This window comes from Streptomyces sp. AM 2-1-1 (assembly GCF_029167645.1).
Lineage (GTDB): Bacteria > Actinomycetota > Actinomycetes > Streptomycetales > Streptomycetaceae > Streptomyces.
Map to the genome: position 1 here is coordinate 5,906,444 of NZ_CP119147.1, position 15,511 is coordinate 5,921,954.

Here is a 15,511-nt window from a genome sequence, read left to right on the forward strand (position 1 = left end):
TAAAGCAAAGCGCCGGTGGATCAGTGGTCCGGTGGGAGCGGTACCCCGACGCGGAGGAGTGAAGTGCGATGAACCTGGAGCTCGGCGAGGAACAGGAAGCGGTCCGCCGCCTGGCCCGGGACTTCGTGACCCGGGAGGTCGCTCCGCACGTCGCCGCCTGGGACCGTGCCGAGAGTGTCGACAGGTCGATCGTGAAGAAGCTGGGAGCCCTGGGCTTCCTGGGGCTCACCGTGCCGGAGGAGTACGGCGGTTCGGGCGGTGACCACCTCGCGTACTGCCTGGTCACCGAGGAGCTGGGGCGCGGTGACTCGTCGGTGCGCGGCATCGTCTCCGTCTCCCTCGGGCTGGTCGCCAAGACCATCGCCTCCTGGGGGGACGAGGAGCAGAAGCGCCGCTGGCTGCCCGGCCTCACCTCCGGCGACCTGATCGGCTGCTTCGGGCTCACCGAGCCCGGCACCGGTTCGGACGCGGGGAACCTGACGACGAAGGCCGTACGCGACGGCGACGACTACGTCATCGACGGCACCAAGATGTTCATCACCAACGGCACCTGGGCCGATGTCGTGCTGCTCTTCGCCCGCACCAACGACACACCGGGCCACAAGGGCGTCTCCGCCTTCCTGGTCCCCACCGACACGCCCGGCCTGACCCGTCACACCGTCCACGGCAAGCTCGGCCTGCGCGGCCAGGCCACCGCCGAACTGGTCCTGGAGGGCGTCCGGGTCCCCGCCTCCGCGCTGACGGGTCCGGAGGGCAAGGGGTTCTCGATCGCGATGTCCGCCCTCGCCAAGGGGCGCATGTCGGTGGCGGCCGGCTGCGTGGGGATCGCGCAGGCGGCCATGGACGCGGCGATCGGGTACGCGGGTGAACGGCAGCAGTTCGGCAAGCCCATCGCGGGCTACCAGCTGGTCCAGGAACTCATCAGCGACATCGCCGTGGACGTGGACGCCGCCCGCCTCCTCACGTGGCGGGTCGCCGACCTCGTCGACCGGGGCGAACCCTTCGCCACCGCCGCCTCCCAGGCCAAGCTCTTCGCCTCCGAAGCCGCCGTCCGCTGCGCCAACAACGCCCTGCAGGTGTTCGGCGGATACGGCTACATCGACGAGTACCCGGTGGGCAAGCTGGTCCGCGACGCCCGCGTGATGACCCTCTACGAGGGGACCAGCCAGATCCAGAAGCTGATCATCGGCCGCGCGCTGACCGGGATCTCCGCCTTCTGACCGGCGGCGCTTCCCGACCACCCGCCCTGCGGGGGCCGGGGCCGCGGGCCGTCGCGGTGCCGGCCTGAGTACGGAGTGAGTACGGGCACGGATGCGGCGGTCCGCCGTGCGGGCGCAAGCTCGGGGGCATGAGCGACACGACATCCGTCAAGCAGCAGAACACCGGCGCCTACTACGGCCAGGCCGTCCTCTCCTTCGGAGTGGCGATGGGGGCGGTGGCCATCGGCGTCTTCTTCCTCGACGCGGACGCGTGGGTGCGGGGCTTCCTCGCCATCGGCGTCCTCTACCTCGTCACCTCGTGCTTCACCCTCGCCAAGGTCATCCGCGACCGCCAGGAGGAGGGCCGGATCGTCAGCCGCGTCGACCAGGCGCGGCTGGAGAAGATCCTCGCCGAGCACGACCCCTTCCAGAAGCTCTGACCGCCGACGCCGGTCCGCCGGCCCGGCCGTGCTCGCCCTCCCCGCCCCTCGAGACCACCCGGAAACCGGGCGGTCTCGGGGGGCGCGTCCGTCGTACGGTCCTGACCTCCCCCTTTCGCGCGGGCGGCGCTATCCTGCGGGCGAGAACCTAAGCGCTTGCTCAGGTTCGGGGTATGGTGGTCGTCCGGTGGACGGAGAGGGGCGCGTGACGATGAGTACGGCGGAGGAGAGCGACGGCCAGGAGACGCCGTGGGCCGAGGTGACCCCCGAGGCCGCCCGGCGGCTCCTCGTGGCGGCGGTCGAGGCCTTCGCCGAGCGCGGCTACCACGCGACGACCACCCGTGACATCGCCGGCCGGGCGGGCATGAGCCCGGCGGCCCTCTACATCCACTACAAGACGAAGGAAGAGCTGCTCCACCGGATCAGCCGCATCGGCCACGACCGGGCGCTCTCCCTGCTGGACGCGGCGGCGGACGGCGACGGCCGCCCCGCGGACCGACTCGCCCTGGCCGTCCGGTCCTTCGTCCTCTGGCACGCGGAGCGCTTCGCCACCGCGCGGGTGGTGCAGTACGAACTCGACGCGCTGAGCGACGAACACCGCGCGGAGATCATCGAGTTGCGCCGACGGACCGACGCGGCCATGCGGCGGATCATCGCCGAGGGCGTGGAGGCCGGGGAGTTCGACGTCCCCGACGTGCCGGGCACCGCTCTCGCCGTCCTCTCGCTCTGCATCGACGTCTCGCGCTGGTTCAACGCCCAGGGCAGCCGGACGCCCGAAGAGGTGGGCGCGCTCTACGTGGACCTGGTGCTGCGCATGGTCGGCACCCAGAAGTAACGGCTCGTGCGCGCGGCCCGCGACCGCCGGGCGCGCCCTCACGGCCCTCGCCGAGGCCGGCCCGCCGGTAACGCGCTCCGGTCGCGGTGTGCGAGCCGTGCGCGACGACGGGCCGGCCGCACCCCGAGGACGCGGGGTGCGGCCGGCCCGTCGTCGCGCAGGGGCGGGCCCGCCGGGTGCCCTGCTCAGAAGTAGTAGCGCGAGACCGACTCCGCGACACAGGCCGGCTTCTCGCCGCCCTCGCGTTCCACGGTGACGACCGCGGTGATCTGCACCCCGCCGCCCGCCTCTTCGACGCTCTTCAGCACGGCGGTCGCGCGCAGTCGCGAGCCGACCGGGACCGTCGAGGGGAAACGGACCTTGTTGGTGCCGTAGTTGATGCCCATCTTCGCGCCCTGGACCGCCATGACCTGCGGGACGAGGGCGGGCAGCAGGGACAGCGTGAGGTACCCGTGGGCGATCGTCGTGCCGAACGGGCCGGTCGCCGCGCGTTCCGGATCGGTGTGGATCCACTGGTGGTCGCCGGTCGCCTCGGCGAACAGGTCGATCCGCTTCTGGTCGATCTCCAGCCAGTCGCTGTGGCCCAACTGCTCGCCCACACCGTCGCGCAGCTCCTGTGCGGAGGTGAAGATCTTCGGCTCTGCCATGGTCCTGGTCCTGCCTTCCGGCTCACTGCCTCGATGTCTAAGCGCTTGCTCAGCATGGAGTGGCCGAGGGCTCCTGTCAACGAAGTGCGGGACCGCGGCCGACCGCGCAGTAGGTTCGGGACGTGCCCCAGATTCCCCAGTCGCTCCACGAGCTCACCGTCGGCCAACTCGCCGCGCGCAGCGGCGCGGCCGTCTCGGCCCTGCACTTCTACGAGTCCAAGGGACTGATCACCAGCCGCCGCACCGGAGGCAACCAGCGCCGCTACGGAAGGGACGCCCTGCGCAGGGTCGCCTTCGTCCGTGCGGCGCAGCGGGTCGGCATCCCGCTGGCCACCATCCGCGAGGCGCTCGCGGAACTGCCCGACGAGCGCACCCCCACCCGGGAGGACTGGGCTCGGCTCTCCGGGGCGTGGCGCACCGAACTGGACGAGCGCATCAAGCAGCTCGGCCGACTGCGCGACCACCTCACGGAGTGCATCGGCTGCGGCTGCCTCTCGCTGGAGAACTGCGTCCTCTCCAACCCCGACGACATCTCCGGCGAGACAATGGCCGGTTCACGGCTGATGCCGGAGCGCCGGAGCGGCGCCCCGGCCGCCGGAACGACCCGCACGGAGGCCGCCGCCGGACCGGCGCCCCGGCCGCCGGAGTGACGCGGGCGGGGGCCGCCGCCCGCGTCCGGGCGGCAGCTCCCTTCCCGCCTCAGGCCGCCGAGGTCAGCTGCTGGTGCCGTATCCGGTGCGCCCGTGCGAGCGTGCCCGGTGTCAGGGCCGACTGCGGCAGCAGGATGCCGCACCCCGTGCACTCGGGTCCGGACCGGGGCCCGGGCCGTACGTCCTGGCGCCAGACGATCCGGGTCTCCGCGCAGACCGGGCAGGCCGTCCCGGGCTCCGCGTCGAGCGCGGCGATCAGCCGGTGCAGCACCTCGGGGAGCGGGGCGCTCGGGTGGGTGCCGGGGTCGGCGCAGCGGGCCACGCCGTTGCCGCCCCAGATCCGCCGGTGCCAGGCGTCGAAGCTGCCCGGCCGCCTGAGCCCTTCGTGCTTCTCGCGGCGCCGCCGTTCGGCGAACCCCGCCTCGTACGCCAGCCAGAGGGCCCGGGCCGCCTCCAGCTCGGCCAGCGCGCCCGTCAGCCGCGCCGGGTCGGGGGCCCGGTCCTCCGGGCCGAACCCGTGCCGGGCGCACAGGTGGTCCCAGGTCGCCCGGTGCCCGTAGGGGGCGAACCGTTCCAGGCATTTGCGCAGCGAGTACCGCCGCAGGGCCAGATCGGCCCGGGGATCGCGGACCTGTCTCGCGAGACTCCGGAAACCGGCCATACCACCGCCACCTCCGTCGTTCGGGTGTGTCTGTCGGGGAGTGGACGTACGCCTGCCCGTTCTGGTGCCCGCGAAAGGTGTTTTCCGGCCACGGATGCAACGGGGCTGCCCCGAGCCGCGAACAGCCGCCGGTCGGGGCCTCGCGGGCCGTGTGACGATTCGGCAAAGGTGACCGATGCTCACCTTCCGGACCGGGTTTACCGTCGGTAACCTCCGGAGCATCGGCCTCCCTGAGGAGTACGCATGCCCCCACGTACCCGTACACGTACCGGCAAGCTCGCCGCGACCTTCGCGGCCGTCCTCGCACTCGGAACCTCACTGCTGGCGGGATCGCTCCCGGCAGGCGCCGCCCAGGCGGCGGCCACCGACGTCACCGACCACTGCGCCGGTCAGTGCGCGGACATCCTGCCGCCCGGCGCGAACGGCAACGCCACCCTCGCCGACATCCTCGGCAACAAGCTCTTCGGCACCCGTCCCGCCCACAGCGACGACCAGTTGGACCGCTACACCTCGCTGATCGCCGGCCAGGGCTCGGTCACCGACGCCAAGCTCACCGACTTCTTCAACGACGCCTCCTTCGGCGTGCCGTCCGGTCAGGTGGAGTCCACCGTCGCGCCCCGCAGCGACGTCACCATCACCCGGGACAAGAAGACGGGCGTGCCGCACATCAACGGCACCACCCGCTACGGCACCGAGTTCGGCGCCGGATACGCGGCCGGCCAGGACCGGCTCTGGCTGATGGACCTCTTCCGCCACATCGGACGCGGCGAACTCACCTCCTTCGCCGGCGGGGCGTTGGCCAACCAGGGTCTGGAGCAGCAGTTCTGGCCGCAGGCCCCGTACACCGAGGCGGACCTCGAAGCGCAGGTCCAGCGGATCCGGACCACCGAGGGCGCCCGGGGCGAGCAGGCCATGGCCGACGCCCAGGCGTACATCGACGGCATCAACGCCTACAAGGACAAGGCGAAGTCGAGCCGCAACTTCCCCGGCGAGTACGTCCTCACCGGCAAGATCGACTCCATCACCAACGCCGGCGAGATCGCACCCTTCAAGCTCACCGACCTGATCTCCATCGCCACCGTCGTCGGCGGCCAGTTCGGCGGCGGAGGCGGCGGCGAGGTACAGGCCGCGCTCTCCCTGCTCGCCGCGCAGGAGAAGTACGGCGTCGCCGAGGGCACCCGGGTCTGGGAGTCGTTCCGCCAGCGCGAGGACCCGGAGGCCGTGCTCACCGTGCACGACGGCACCTCGTTCCCGTACGCCCAGAAGCCCGCCACCGCGCGCGGCACCGCCCTCCCCGACAAGGGGTCCGTCACCGCCGAACCCCTGATCCACGACCGCACCGGCTCGGCGGGCACCAACCTCAAGGCCCCGGTCGCCGCCCCCGCCGCGCTCAAGCCGCTGCAGGGCGTCTTCGACGAGGGCGTCATCCCCGAGGGAACGCTGCCCGGCTCCGGCGCCGGCGCGCAGAAGCGCGGCATGTCCAACGCCCTGCTGGTCTCCGGCGCGCACACCGCGAGCGGGAACCCGGTCGCCGTCTTCGGACCCCAGACCGGCTACTTCGCCCCGCAGCTGATGATGCTCCAGGAGATCCAGGGCCCCGGCATCAGCGCCCGGGGCGTCTCCTTCGCCGGCGTCGGCATGTACATCCAGATGGGACGCGGCGAGGACTACGCCTGGAGCGCCACCTCCGCCGCCCAGGACATCACCGACACCTACGCCGTCCCGCTCTGCGAGGCCAACGGCGGTGCCCCGACGAAGAGTTCCACCTCCTACCTCTACCGGGGCACCTGCACCCCCATGGAGAAGATGGAGCGCACCAACTCCTGGAAGCCGAGCGTGGCCGACTCCACCGCCGCCGGCTCCTACCGGATGCGGGTCTGGCGCACCAACTACGGCATCGTCACGCACCGCGCGACGGTGGCCGGCAAGCCCGTCGCGTACACCTCGCTGCGCACCACCTACCGCCACGAGGCCGACTCCATCATCGGCTTCCAGATGCTCAACGACCCCGCCTACGTGAAGGACGCTGCCTCCTTCCAGCAGGCGGCGAGCAACATCGACTACGCCTTCAACTGGTTCTACGCCGACTCCCGCACCGCCGCCTACTACAACAGCGGCATGAACCCGGAGCGCGCCGCCGGCGTGGACCCGGCACTGCCCGTCGCGGCCGACCGGGCGTACGAATGGCAGAACTTCGACCCGGCGGCCAACACCGCCACCTACACGCCGTTCGCCGCGCACCCGCGCTCCAGCGGCCAGGACTACTACATCTCCTGGAACAACCGGCAGGCCAAGGGGTACGCCTCCGCCGGCTTCGGGTTCGGGGCGGTGCACCGGGCCGACCTGCTCGACGACCGGGTGTCCGCGCTGGTCGCGCAGGGCGGCGTCACCCGCGCCTCCCTCGTCCGTGCCATGGAGTCCTCCGCCGTCACCGACCTGCGGGGCGAGCAGCTGCTGCCCGAACTGCTGAAGGTCATCCGCTCCCAGCCCGTCACCGACACCGCCCTCGACGCGGTGGTGCGGCAACTGGAGACCTGGCGGGCGGCCGGCTCGCAGCGCAAGGAGACGGCCGCGGGCTCGAAGAAGTACGCCGACGCCGACGCCGTACGCGTCATGGACGCCTGGTGGCCCGCGCTGATGGACGCGGAGTTCCGGCCGGGTCTGGGGAGCCCGCTCTACGACGCACTCGCCGCGAGCCTGGCCGTGGACGAGTCCCCGGCCGCCAGCCACGGACCCAGCGGGGCGCACAGTGGCTCCGCCTTCCAGTACGGCTGGTGGGCCTTCGCGGACAAGGACCTGCGCCAGGTCCTCGGGGAGAGCGTCCAGGGCCCGCTGGCCCGCACCTACTGCGGCGACGGTGTGCTCGCCACCTGCCGCGAGGCGCTGCTCACCACGCTGAAGCAGGCGGCCGCCAAGCCCGCCACCGCGGTCTACCCGGGCGACGACAGCTGCGCTGCGGGCGACCAGTGGTGCGGCGACGCGATCATCCACCGCGCGCTGGGCGGGATCACCCAGAAGACGATCCCGTGGCAGAACCGGCCCACCTACCAGCAGGTGGTGGAGTTCCCCTCGCACCGGTAGCACCGGCGGGGAACGAGGGACGGCGGTCCCGGCGCGGGGTGCTTCACCACCCCGCGCCGGGACCGCACCCGTTCAGCCCCCGTACAGCAGGTACTTCTTCCGCAAGGCCCGGAAGGCCGCGAGGTCCGCGCGCCAGGCGGCCACCACCTCGTCGGTGTCCGCGCCCGCGTCGATCATGGTGCGGACCCGGGTGTTCCCGGTCAGCTTGTCGATCCAGTTGTCCGCCCGCCAGGCGAACCCGCTCCAGCTCGCCTTCGCGGTCACCAGCAGCGCGATCCCGGTGCGCACCGGGTCGAAGGCCTCCCGGTCGTCCACGTGGAGCTGCACCCCGCCGACCGTCACTCCCGAGAACTTGGAGAAGGCCGGCGCGAAGTACGCCTCGCGGAAGTGGACCCCGGGCAGCTCCAGCGCGTTGGCGGCGGCGGCCCAGCGGTGGTCGATCCCCGCCGCCCCGAGCAGTTCGAACGGGCGGGTGGTGCCGCGCCCCTCGGAGAGGTTGGTCCCCTCGAAGAGACAGGTGCCGGAGTAGACCAACGCGGTGTCCGGCGTCGGCATGTTGGGGCTCGGCGGCACCCACGGCAGGCCCGTCGCGTCGAAGAAGTCCGAGCGGCGCCACCCCGACATCGTCACCGTCTCCAGCTCCGCCGGACGCGCCGCGAAGAACTCGGCGTTGAAGAAGAGCGCCAACTCCGCGACGGTCATCCCGTGCGCCTGGGCGATCTCCCGCCTCCCCACGAAGGTCCCGAACGCCGGGTCGAGCACCGGACCGAGCGCCGCCCGCCCGGTGACCGGGTTCGGCCGGTCCAGTACGACGAACCGCTTGCCCGCCAGCGCCGCCGCCTCCATGCAGTCGTACAGCGTCCAGATGTACGTGTAGAAGCGGGCTCCGACGTCCTGGATGTCGAAGACGACCGTGTCCACCCCGGAGGCCGTGAAGACGTCGGCCAGGGGCTGACCGCTCTTCAGGTAGGTGTCGTGGACCGGCAGTCCCGTCGCGGGGTCGTCGTAGCGTCCCTCCGAGCCGCCCGCCTGGGCGGTGCCCCGGAAGCCGTGCTCGGGGCCGAAGACGGCCGTGAGGTTCACCCGTTCGTCGGCGTGCATGACGTCCACGACGTGGCGCACGTCCGAGGTGACGCCGGTGGGGTTGGTGACGATGCCCACGCGCTCACCCGCCAGCAGCCGGTACCCCCCGGCGGCCAGCCGGTCGAAGCCGGTGCGGAGCGGCCCGCGCCCGCCGCGGCCGGTGGCGCGGGTGCTCGCCGCGGCCGGCGGGGCGCCGCCCGCCGCGGTCGCCGCCAAGGCCCCCAGCCCTCCGCCCGCCGCCAGTACACCCCGTCTGGTCAGGCTCATCGAGCCACCTCCATGATCGCGCGGACTGTCATGCCCATGCACGCTAGCGCGCGCCGGGTCCGTACGGAACGACCTCGGCCGGGCGGATCCACCGGAGCGTCCGGCGCCGGTTGGGCAGATTCCCAGACCTTCCCGCCGGCCCTTCCCCGATCACATACCGACTGGTTAGTCTGCTGGAGCAGCCGCTGAGAGAGGCAGGATCCGATGAGTACGGTGCACGGTGCCGGCGTAGTGGTCACGGGAGCCGGAGGCGGCATCGGCGCCGCCCTGGCCAGGAGGTTCGCCGCCGAGGGCGCGCGGGTGGTCGTCAACGACCTGGACGCCGCGCGGATCGGACCGCTCGCCGAGGAGATCGGCGGCACGGCGATCGCCGGGGACGCCTCCGGCATCGTGGACGCCGCACGAGACGCCCTCGGCGGCACCGTCGACGTCTTCTGCGCCAACGCCGGACTCGCCTCGCCCGGCGACGTCTTCGCCGACGAGGAGGTGTGGGCCGCCGCCTGGGACGTCAACGTGATGGCCCACGTCCGCGCCGCCCGGGCCCTGCTGCCCGCATGGCTGGAACGCGGCAGCGGCCGGTTCGTCACCACCGCGTCCGCCGCCGGTCTGCTGACGATGATCGGCGCGGCGCCCTACAGCGTCAGCAAGCACGGGGCCGTCGCCTTCGCCGAATGGCTCGCGCTCACCTACCGCCACCGGGGGATCAAGGTCCACGCGATCTGCCCGCAGGGCGTACGGACCGACATGCTCACCGCCGCCGGGTCGGCCGGCGATCTCGTCCTCGCCCCGACCGCCATCGAGCCGGACGCCGTGGCGGACGCGCTCTTCGACGCGATCGACCGGGACCGCTTCCTCGTCCTGCCGCACCCCGAGGTCGCCGACTACTACCGGGCGAGGGCCGACGAGCCGGACCGCTGGATCGGCGGCATGAACAAACTCCAGCGCGTCTGGGAGAAGGGAAGCGGCGCATGACCCCCTCGTCCGCCCCGTCCCCGTCCCCCTACGCCGCCAAGCCCTGGACCGGGCTGCTCTCCGCGACGCAGCTCGCCCCGGTCGAGCCCGCCGAGACGGTCCTCGCCGCCTTTCGGGCCGCGGTCGCCCGCGCCCCGGAGGAGACCGCCCTCGCCTACTTCGACGGGCGGCTCGGCTACCGCGAGACCGACGAACTCTCCGACTCCGTCGCCGGACACCTCGCGGCCCGGGGTCTGCGGCACGGCGACCGCGTGGCGATCATGCTCCAGAACACCCCGCACTTCGTCCTCGCCCTGCTGGGCGCGTGGAAGGCGGGTGCCACCGTCGTCCCGCTCAACCCCATGTACAAGGCCGGCGAGGTCGCGCACGTCCTCCGGGACGCCGGGGTGAGCGCACTGTTCTGCTCGGACCGGGCGTGGGAGTCGTACCTGCGCGAGACCGCGGCGGCCGCCCCCGGCGTCACCATCGCCGTCACCGCCTGCGAGCTCGACCTCCAGACCGCCGACGACCCGCGCGTCCTCGGCTTCGCGCGGCTGCCGGTCCCCGCGGACGCCGACGACCTGGTGACCGTCGCGGGCAAGGGGCTCCCGGCCCCCGCCGACCGGGCGCTCACCGCCGCCGACACCGCGCTGATCAGCTACACCTCCGGCACCAGCGGGAAGCCCAAGGGGGCGATGAACTCCCACGGCAATGTCATGGTCAACGCCGAACGCCAGCGCAAGGACCACCCCATCCCCGAGGGCGCCGCCTACTTCGCCCTCGCCCCGCTCTTCCACATCACCGGCATGGTCTGCCAGCTCGCCGTCTGCCTCGCCAACGCCGGCACCCTGGTGCTCGCCCACCGCTTCGAGGCGAGCGTGGTCCTGGAGGCCTTCGCCACCCACCGCCCCGCCTACACCGTCGGGCCGTCCACCGCCTTCATGGCGCTGGCCGCCCACCCCGACGCCACCCCCGGCCACTTCTCCTCCTTCGTGGTGATCTCCTCGGGCGGCGCCCCGCTGCCGCCCGCGCTGGTGGAGCGGTTCCGGGCCGGCTTCGGCCCGTACCTGCGCAACGGCTACGGCCTCACCGAGTGCACCGCGCCCTGCGCGGCCGTGCCGGCGCACCGGGAAGCCCCCGTGGACCCCGTCTCCGGCACCCTGTCGGTCGGGGTACCGGGCCCGGACACCCTGGTCCGCATCCTCGACGAGAACGGCGCCGAGGTGCCGCTGGGTGAGCAGGGCGAGATCGCGGTGCGCGGCCCGCAGGTCGTGTCGGGTTACTGGAACCTGCCCGAGGCCACCGCGGCCGCCTTCCCGGACGGCGAACTGCGCACCGGAGACATCGGCTTCATGGACCACCAGGGCTGGCTGTACGTGGTGGACCGCAAGAAGGACATGATCAACGCCTCCGGCTTCAAGGTCTGGCCCCGTGAGGTGGAGGACGTCCTCTACACCCACCCCGCCGTCCGTGAGGCCGCGGTCGTCGGCGTCCCCGACACCTACCGGGGCGAGACCGTCCGGGCCTACGTCAGCCTGCGGCCCGGCGCCGAGGCGGACCCGGACGAACTGGGCGCCTACTGCAAGGAGCGGCTCGCCGCGTACAAGTATCCGCGCCAGGTCGAGATCCTGACCGAGCTGCCGAAGACGGCGAGTGGGAAGATCCTCAGGCGGGAACTGCGTTCCCCGCACTAGAACACGTTCACGGCAGACGAAGGGCAGGTGGCGGCGATGGCCAAGGCGACGGAAGGGAATGGGGTTCCCGTTCCCCAACGGCTGCTGGCCGCCGCCACCCGCCTCTTCGCGGAGCAGGGGTACGACCGCACCTCGGTGCAGGAGATCGTGGAGGCCGCCGGGGTCACCAAGGGGGCGCTCTACCACTACTTCGGCTCCAAGGAGGACCTCCTCCACGAGGTCTACGCCCGCGTGCTGCGCCTCCAGCAGGAGCGCCTCGACGCGTTCGCGAACGCCGACGAACCGGTGGAGAAGCGGCTGCGCGACGCGGCCGCCGACGTGGTCGTGACGACCATCGAGAACCTCGACGACGCCTCCATCTTCTTCCGCTCCATGCACCACCTGAGCCCGTCGAAGAACAAGCAGGTACGCGTCGAACGCCGCCGCTACCACGAGCGCTTCCGTGCCCTGATCGAGGAGGGGCAGCGGGCCGGCGTCTTCTCCCACGCCAGCCCGGCGGACCTCGTCGTCGACTACCACTTCGGCTCGATCCACCACCTGTCGACCTGGTACCGCCCCGACGGGCCGCTCACCAAGCAGGAAGTGGCCGACCACCTCGCGGACCTGCTGCTGCGGGCGCTGCGGCCCTGAGGTCCCGTGGAGGGCTCAGCCCTTGAGCCCTCCGGCGAACCCCTTGATCACGTAGCGCTGGAGCAGCAGGAACACCACGAGGACGGGCAGCGCGGCAAGCACGAGGCCGGCGAAGACGAGCCCGTAGTCCGACACGTACTGGCCGACGAACGAGAACACCCGCACCGGCACGGTCTCCCGGTCGGAGCCGCCCAGGTAGAGCAGCGGCGTGAAGAAGTCGTTCCAGACGAAGACCGCGTTCAGGATGATCACCGTGCCGGTGATCGGCCGCAGCAGCGGGAAGACGATCCGGGTGAACGCCTGCCGGTGGTCGCACCCGTCGATCAGCGCGGCCTGCGCGTAGTCGGCCGGCAGGGCGCGCGCGAACCCGGTGTAGAGGAAGACGGTGAACGGCAGCTGGATGCCGGTGTAGAAGAGCACCATCCCCTGGTAGGTGCCGAGCCAGCCGAGGGAGTCGACCAGTTCGTACAGCGGGATCATCCCCAGCTGGAACGGCAGCACGATCCCCAGCAGGAACAGGATGTACAGCCCGTACCCGAGCCCCCGGGCCCGGCGGGCCAGGAAGTACCCGGCCGTCGAGCCGAGCACCACGAGCAGCAGCAGGCTGAGGGTGGTGATGAGCGCGCTGTTGACCAGCGCGGGCCCCAGCGACGCGGACGACCAGGCGTGCGTGAAGTTGTGCGCGGTGGGCGGGGCGGGGAGGCCCAGCGGCGAGCCGGCGATCTGCCGCGGCTCCTTCAGGGAGAGCGTGAGCAGCGCGTACACCGGGAAGAGGAAGGCGACCGCGACCGCGATCATGACCAGCTCCAGGGCGTAGTTCCCGTAACGGGCGCGGCGCCGAGGGCTCCTCACGGGGTGGGGGACCGGCTCCGTACGGCGGGGCGCGGTCCTCCCGCGCCCGGGTGCGGGCGTCACGCGGTCACCTCCCGGGCGCGCAGGAAGCGGAGCTGGACCAGCGAGACCGCCGCCACGAAGAGCGCCAGCACCAGGGCCACGGCGGTGCTGTAGCCGAACTTCCCATAGACGAAAGCCTCCTTGAAGAGAGCCGTCGACAGCGTCTCGCTCGCGGTGCCGGGGCCGCCGTTGGTGGCCGCGTACACCTGGTCGAAGAGCTTCAGGCCGCCGATCGTCGACAGCATGAGGTTGACCGTCAGCGCCGGCGCGAGCAGCGGCCAGGTGACGTAGCGGAACCGCTGCCAGGTCCCGGCGCCGTCGATCCTGGCCGCCTCGTGCAGTTCGGCCGGTACGCCCTGGAGCCCGGCCAGGAAGATGACCATCGAGTAGCCGGCGTACTGCCAGACGACCATGGCCGCCACCGACCACAGCGCCAGCGAGGGATCGCCGAGCCAGTCCTGTCGCAGCCCGCCGAGCCCGACGGCGCCCAGGACGCCGTTGAGCCCGGCGCCGTTCTCGGGGTTGTAGACGTACTTCCACAGGAACGCCACCATGACCGGACTGACCACCGCCGGGGCGAAGAAGATCACCCGCAGCAGCGCCCTGCTCCGGATGCCGGCGTCGACGCCCAGCGCGAGCAGCAGACCCACCACGTTCTGGACGACGACCACGGCAACGGTCAGCAGCAGGGTGTTGACCACCGAGTCCAGGGTGCGCCGGTCGTCGAGGAGCGCACGGAAGTTCGCCAGCCCGACGAACGAGGCGTCACCGATGCCCGACCAGTCGGTGAAGGCGTACGCCACGCCCGCTACGGCCGGGTAGAGCACGACCGCCGCGTACACCACCAGGGCCGGGACGACGAACCCCCACGGCGGGACCGTCAGGTCACGGCCCGGGCGGGTACGGCCCCGGGGCCCCGACCGGGTCTCCCGAGGGTTCGGCGGCGGGATCTCCCGGACGCGGGTCTCCCGGGGCCGGGTCTTCCTGGCCGGGGTTCCCCCGGGAGGGGTCCCCTCGGGCTGGATCTCCTCGGGCTGGGGGAGCGAGCGGCTCATGACGCCCTCCGGTAGGCGTCGTCCATCTGCCCGAGCGCGCCCCGGACGTCCGTCTCACCGGCCAACAGGTCCTGTACGGCCGCGAAGTGCGCGGGCTGCACCTCGGCGTTGGGCCACCGCTGGTCCATGAACGGCACCGCGCGCCCCGCGTCGACGATCGGCAGGAAGGCCTTGAGCACCGGGTCGACGACGGTGGAGGCGTCCCGCCGGAAGGGAATCGCGAAGACGGCAGAGGCCCAGCGGTCGATGTTCTCCTGCTTCCCGAGGAAGGCGATGAAATCCGCCACCCGGGCGTTCTCCCTCGCCCGCACGGAGACGCCCAGGCCGACGACGATCCCGGCCGGGATCCACAGGTCCGCCGGATCGTCACCGCCCGGGAAGGGGAACATCGCCAGGTCGTCCGGGCGCTCCGCGGACTCCCGGAACACACCGAGGACCGCGGAGACCTGGACGGCCATCGCGGCTCTCCCGGTCGCGACCATCGCGGTCTGCTGCTCGAAGGTGGTGCCGTTGGGGTTGTCGTTGAAGAACCCCTTGCGCTGGAGCTCCTGGTACCGGTCCAGGGCGTCCGCCCACCCCGAGTCCCGGAAGCTCGTCCGGCCGGCCGCGAGGTCGTCGTCGAACCGGGCGTTGTGCGCGTAGACGGCATTGGGCACCAGTGCGTAACTGATCAGCTGCGTCACCCACGGCGTCTGGGCGCCGAGCGCGATCGGTACGACCCCCCGCGCCCTGAGCCTCGCGCAGACCGCGAGCAGCTCCGTCCAGGTCGCGGGAGGTTCGACACCCGCCCGGGCGAACACCTTCTTGTTGTAGATGGCGCCGATCAGGCAGCTGCCCGCCGAGTAGAGGTAGGTGTGCCCCTCGTAGCGGTAGGCCGCACCGAACGCTTCCGGGATGTTCTTCGTCCACGGCTGTGCGCTGAGATCGGTCAGCAGTCCGGCCCGGGCCAGCTCGACCATGGACATCGCGCTGCCGCTGCCGGGGTACACCGCGTGGACGGCCGGCGCGTTGCCCCCGGCGAGCTGGGTGCGCACCACCGTCTGCATCTGCTCGGTGGGCGCGAACGAGGTGGTGAAGGACTCCCCGGGGCGGCTCTCCCGGTACAGGGCGAGCAGCTCCTCCACCGGCTGCTGCTGATCGGTGACGCCCACCAGCCGCAGCGTGTCGGAGCTCCCCGAGCAGGCGGAAAGGGCCGGAGGCAGCGCGGCCACCACCGCGATCCGGCCACCGGCGCGCAAGAACCCCCGGCGGCTCTGACCGGCGCCGCCGACGTGGTCGGTGGCGCCGTCGTGACCGGTGCGGCGTTGATGACCCTGACTCGTGGTCATACGTGTCCTCCTGGTGGCGCTCTACGAGCCGGACGGCGGCCCCGCCGGGTGCGCCCCCGGCCGTGCACGGGGTGACCGGCGACGTCCGGGCCCCGA

General features: G+C 72.2%; 14 protein-coding genes. 8 read left to right on the forward strand and 6 right to left on the reverse strand.

The window, feature by feature from the left end; translation table 11 throughout:
- Positions 1-68: 68 nt before the first annotated feature.
- The 3 genes from PZB77_RS25710 (at position 69) to PZB77_RS25720 (ending at position 2,474) form a co-directional block, all read left to right on the forward strand.
- On the forward strand, positions 69-1,220 hold the full coding sequence (locus PZB77_RS25710; protein WP_275494995.1) for an acyl-CoA dehydrogenase family protein: 1,152 nt from the start codon (positions 69-71) through the stop codon (positions 1,218-1,220).
- Positions 1,221-1,348: 128 nt separating this feature from the next.
- Positions 1,349-1,639, forward strand: a complete 291-nt coding sequence (locus PZB77_RS25715; RefSeq protein WP_275494996.1) for a YiaA/YiaB family inner membrane protein — start codon at positions 1,349-1,351, stop codon at positions 1,637-1,639.
- Between the two features lie 211 nt (positions 1,640-1,850).
- Positions 1,851-2,474, forward strand: a complete 624-nt coding sequence (locus PZB77_RS25720; RefSeq protein WP_275496220.1) for a TetR/AcrR family transcriptional regulator — start codon at positions 1,851-1,853, stop codon at positions 2,472-2,474.
- Positions 2,475-2,659: 185 nt separating this feature from the next.
- On the opposite strand, the gene PZB77_RS25725 is transcribed toward PZB77_RS25720, so the two are convergent.
- The gene (locus PZB77_RS25725; RefSeq protein ID WP_275494997.1) at positions 2,660-3,121 is read right to left on the reverse strand and encodes a MaoC family dehydratase; all 462 of its coding nucleotides are present in this window, start codon (positions 3,119-3,121) and stop codon (positions 2,660-2,662) included.
- Between the two features lie 122 nt (positions 3,122-3,243).
- On the opposite strand from PZB77_RS25725, the gene soxR reads away from it, so the two are divergent.
- Positions 3,244-3,771, forward strand: coding sequence for a redox-sensitive transcriptional activator SoxR (soxR, locus tag PZB77_RS25730; RefSeq protein WP_275494998.1), 528 nt, complete (start codon positions 3,244-3,246; stop codon positions 3,769-3,771).
- A 49-nt stretch (positions 3,772-3,820) separates the two neighbouring features.
- On the opposite strand, the gene PZB77_RS25735 is transcribed toward soxR, so the two are convergent.
- Positions 3,821-4,432 (reverse strand): hypothetical protein, encoded by a 612-nt coding sequence (locus PZB77_RS25735; protein WP_275494999.1) that lies wholly within the window; start codon positions 4,430-4,432, stop codon positions 3,821-3,823.
- Between the two features lie 243 nt (positions 4,433-4,675).
- Between PZB77_RS25735 and PZB77_RS25740 the strand changes: the two genes are divergently transcribed.
- Positions 4,676-7,513: a penicillin acylase family protein gene (locus tag PZB77_RS25740; protein WP_275495000.1), complete on the forward strand. Its 2,838-nt coding sequence runs from the start codon at positions 4,676-4,678 to the stop codon at positions 7,511-7,513.
- Between the two features lie 72 nt (positions 7,514-7,585).
- Here the strand turns inward: PZB77_RS25740 and PZB77_RS25745 are convergent, their stop codons facing one another.
- Positions 7,586-8,863 (reverse strand): DUF1343 domain-containing protein, encoded by a 1,278-nt coding sequence (locus PZB77_RS25745; RefSeq protein WP_275495001.1) that lies wholly within the window; start codon positions 8,861-8,863, stop codon positions 7,586-7,588.
- A gap of 204 nt (positions 8,864-9,067) precedes the next feature.
- Between PZB77_RS25745 and PZB77_RS25750 the strand changes: the two genes are divergently transcribed.
- The 3 genes from PZB77_RS25750 to PZB77_RS25760 are packed head-to-tail and all read left to right on the forward strand — an operon-like array spanning position 9,068 to position 12,138.
- Positions 9,068-9,835, forward strand: coding sequence for an SDR family oxidoreductase (locus PZB77_RS25750; protein WP_275495002.1), 768 nt, complete (start codon positions 9,068-9,070; stop codon positions 9,833-9,835).
- Complete coding sequence (locus tag PZB77_RS25755; protein ID WP_275495003.1) at positions 9,832-11,508, forward strand: AMP-binding protein; 1,677 nt, start codon at positions 9,832-9,834, stop codon at positions 11,506-11,508. Before PZB77_RS25750 ends, PZB77_RS25755 begins: the two co-directional genes overlap by 4 nt.
- 36 nt (positions 11,509-11,544) lie before the next feature.
- Positions 11,545-12,138 (forward strand): TetR/AcrR family transcriptional regulator, encoded by a 594-nt coding sequence (locus tag PZB77_RS25760; RefSeq protein ID WP_275495004.1) that lies wholly within the window; start codon positions 11,545-11,547, stop codon positions 12,136-12,138.
- Between the two features lie 15 nt (positions 12,139-12,153).
- Here the strand turns inward: PZB77_RS25760 and PZB77_RS25765 are convergent, their stop codons facing one another.
- From PZB77_RS25765 to PZB77_RS25775, 3 genes are read right to left on the reverse strand one after another with little or no spacing between them, the layout of a single operon-like run.
- Positions 12,154-13,053 carry a carbohydrate ABC transporter permease gene (locus PZB77_RS25765; protein WP_275495005.1) on the reverse strand — a complete coding sequence of 300 codons (900 nt, stop codon included), beginning with the start codon at positions 13,051-13,053 and terminating at the stop codon, positions 12,154-12,156.
- Entirely contained in the window at positions 13,050-14,087 is a 1,038-nt protein-coding gene (locus PZB77_RS25770; RefSeq protein ID WP_275495006.1) for a sugar ABC transporter permease, read from the reverse strand. The genes PZB77_RS25765 and PZB77_RS25770 overlap by 4 nt, the downstream gene beginning before the upstream one ends.
- Positions 14,084-15,415, reverse strand: coding sequence for an extracellular solute-binding protein (locus PZB77_RS25775; RefSeq protein WP_275495007.1), 1,332 nt, complete (start codon positions 15,413-15,415; stop codon positions 14,084-14,086). Before PZB77_RS25775 ends, PZB77_RS25770 begins: the two co-directional genes overlap by 4 nt.
- Positions 15,416-15,511: the final 96 nt, after the last annotated feature.

Bases quoted from the DNA above. Each gene is read 5' to 3' on its own strand.
- PZB77_RS25710 (WP_275494995.1), top strand. From the start codon at position 69: ATGAACCTGGAGCTCGGCGAGGAACAGGAAGCGGTCCGCCGCCTGGCC.
- PZB77_RS25715 (WP_275494996.1), top strand. From the start codon at position 1,349: ATGAGCGACACGACATCCGTCAAGCAGCAGAACACCGGCGCCTACTAC.
- PZB77_RS25720 (WP_275496220.1), top strand. From the start codon at position 1,851: ATGAGTACGGCGGAGGAGAGCGACGGCCAGGAGACGCCGTGGGCCGAG.
- PZB77_RS25725 (WP_275494997.1), bottom strand. From the start codon at position 3,121: ATGGCAGAGCCGAAGATCTTCACCTCCGCACAGGAGCTGCGCGACGGT.
- PZB77_RS25735 (WP_275494999.1), bottom strand. From the start codon at position 4,432: ATGGCCGGTTTCCGGAGTCTCGCGAGACAGGTCCGCGATCCCCGGGCC.
- PZB77_RS25740 (WP_275495000.1), top strand. From the start codon at position 4,676: ATGCCCCCACGTACCCGTACACGTACCGGCAAGCTCGCCGCGACCTTC.
- PZB77_RS25745 (WP_275495001.1), bottom strand. From the start codon at position 8,863: ATGAGCCTGACCAGACGGGGTGTACTGGCGGCGGGCGGAGGGCTGGGG.
- PZB77_RS25750 (WP_275495002.1), top strand. From the start codon at position 9,068: ATGAGTACGGTGCACGGTGCCGGCGTAGTGGTCACGGGAGCCGGAGGC.
- PZB77_RS25755 (WP_275495003.1), top strand. From the start codon at position 9,832: ATGACCCCCTCGTCCGCCCCGTCCCCGTCCCCCTACGCCGCCAAGCCC.
- PZB77_RS25760 (WP_275495004.1), top strand. From the start codon at position 11,545: ATGGCCAAGGCGACGGAAGGGAATGGGGTTCCCGTTCCCCAACGGCTG.
- PZB77_RS25770 (WP_275495006.1), bottom strand. From the start codon at position 14,087: ATGAGCCGCTCGCTCCCCCAGCCCGAGGAGATCCAGCCCGAGGGGACC.
- PZB77_RS25775 (WP_275495007.1), bottom strand. From the start codon at position 15,415: ATGACCACGAGTCAGGGTCATCAACGCCGCACCGGTCACGACGGCGCC.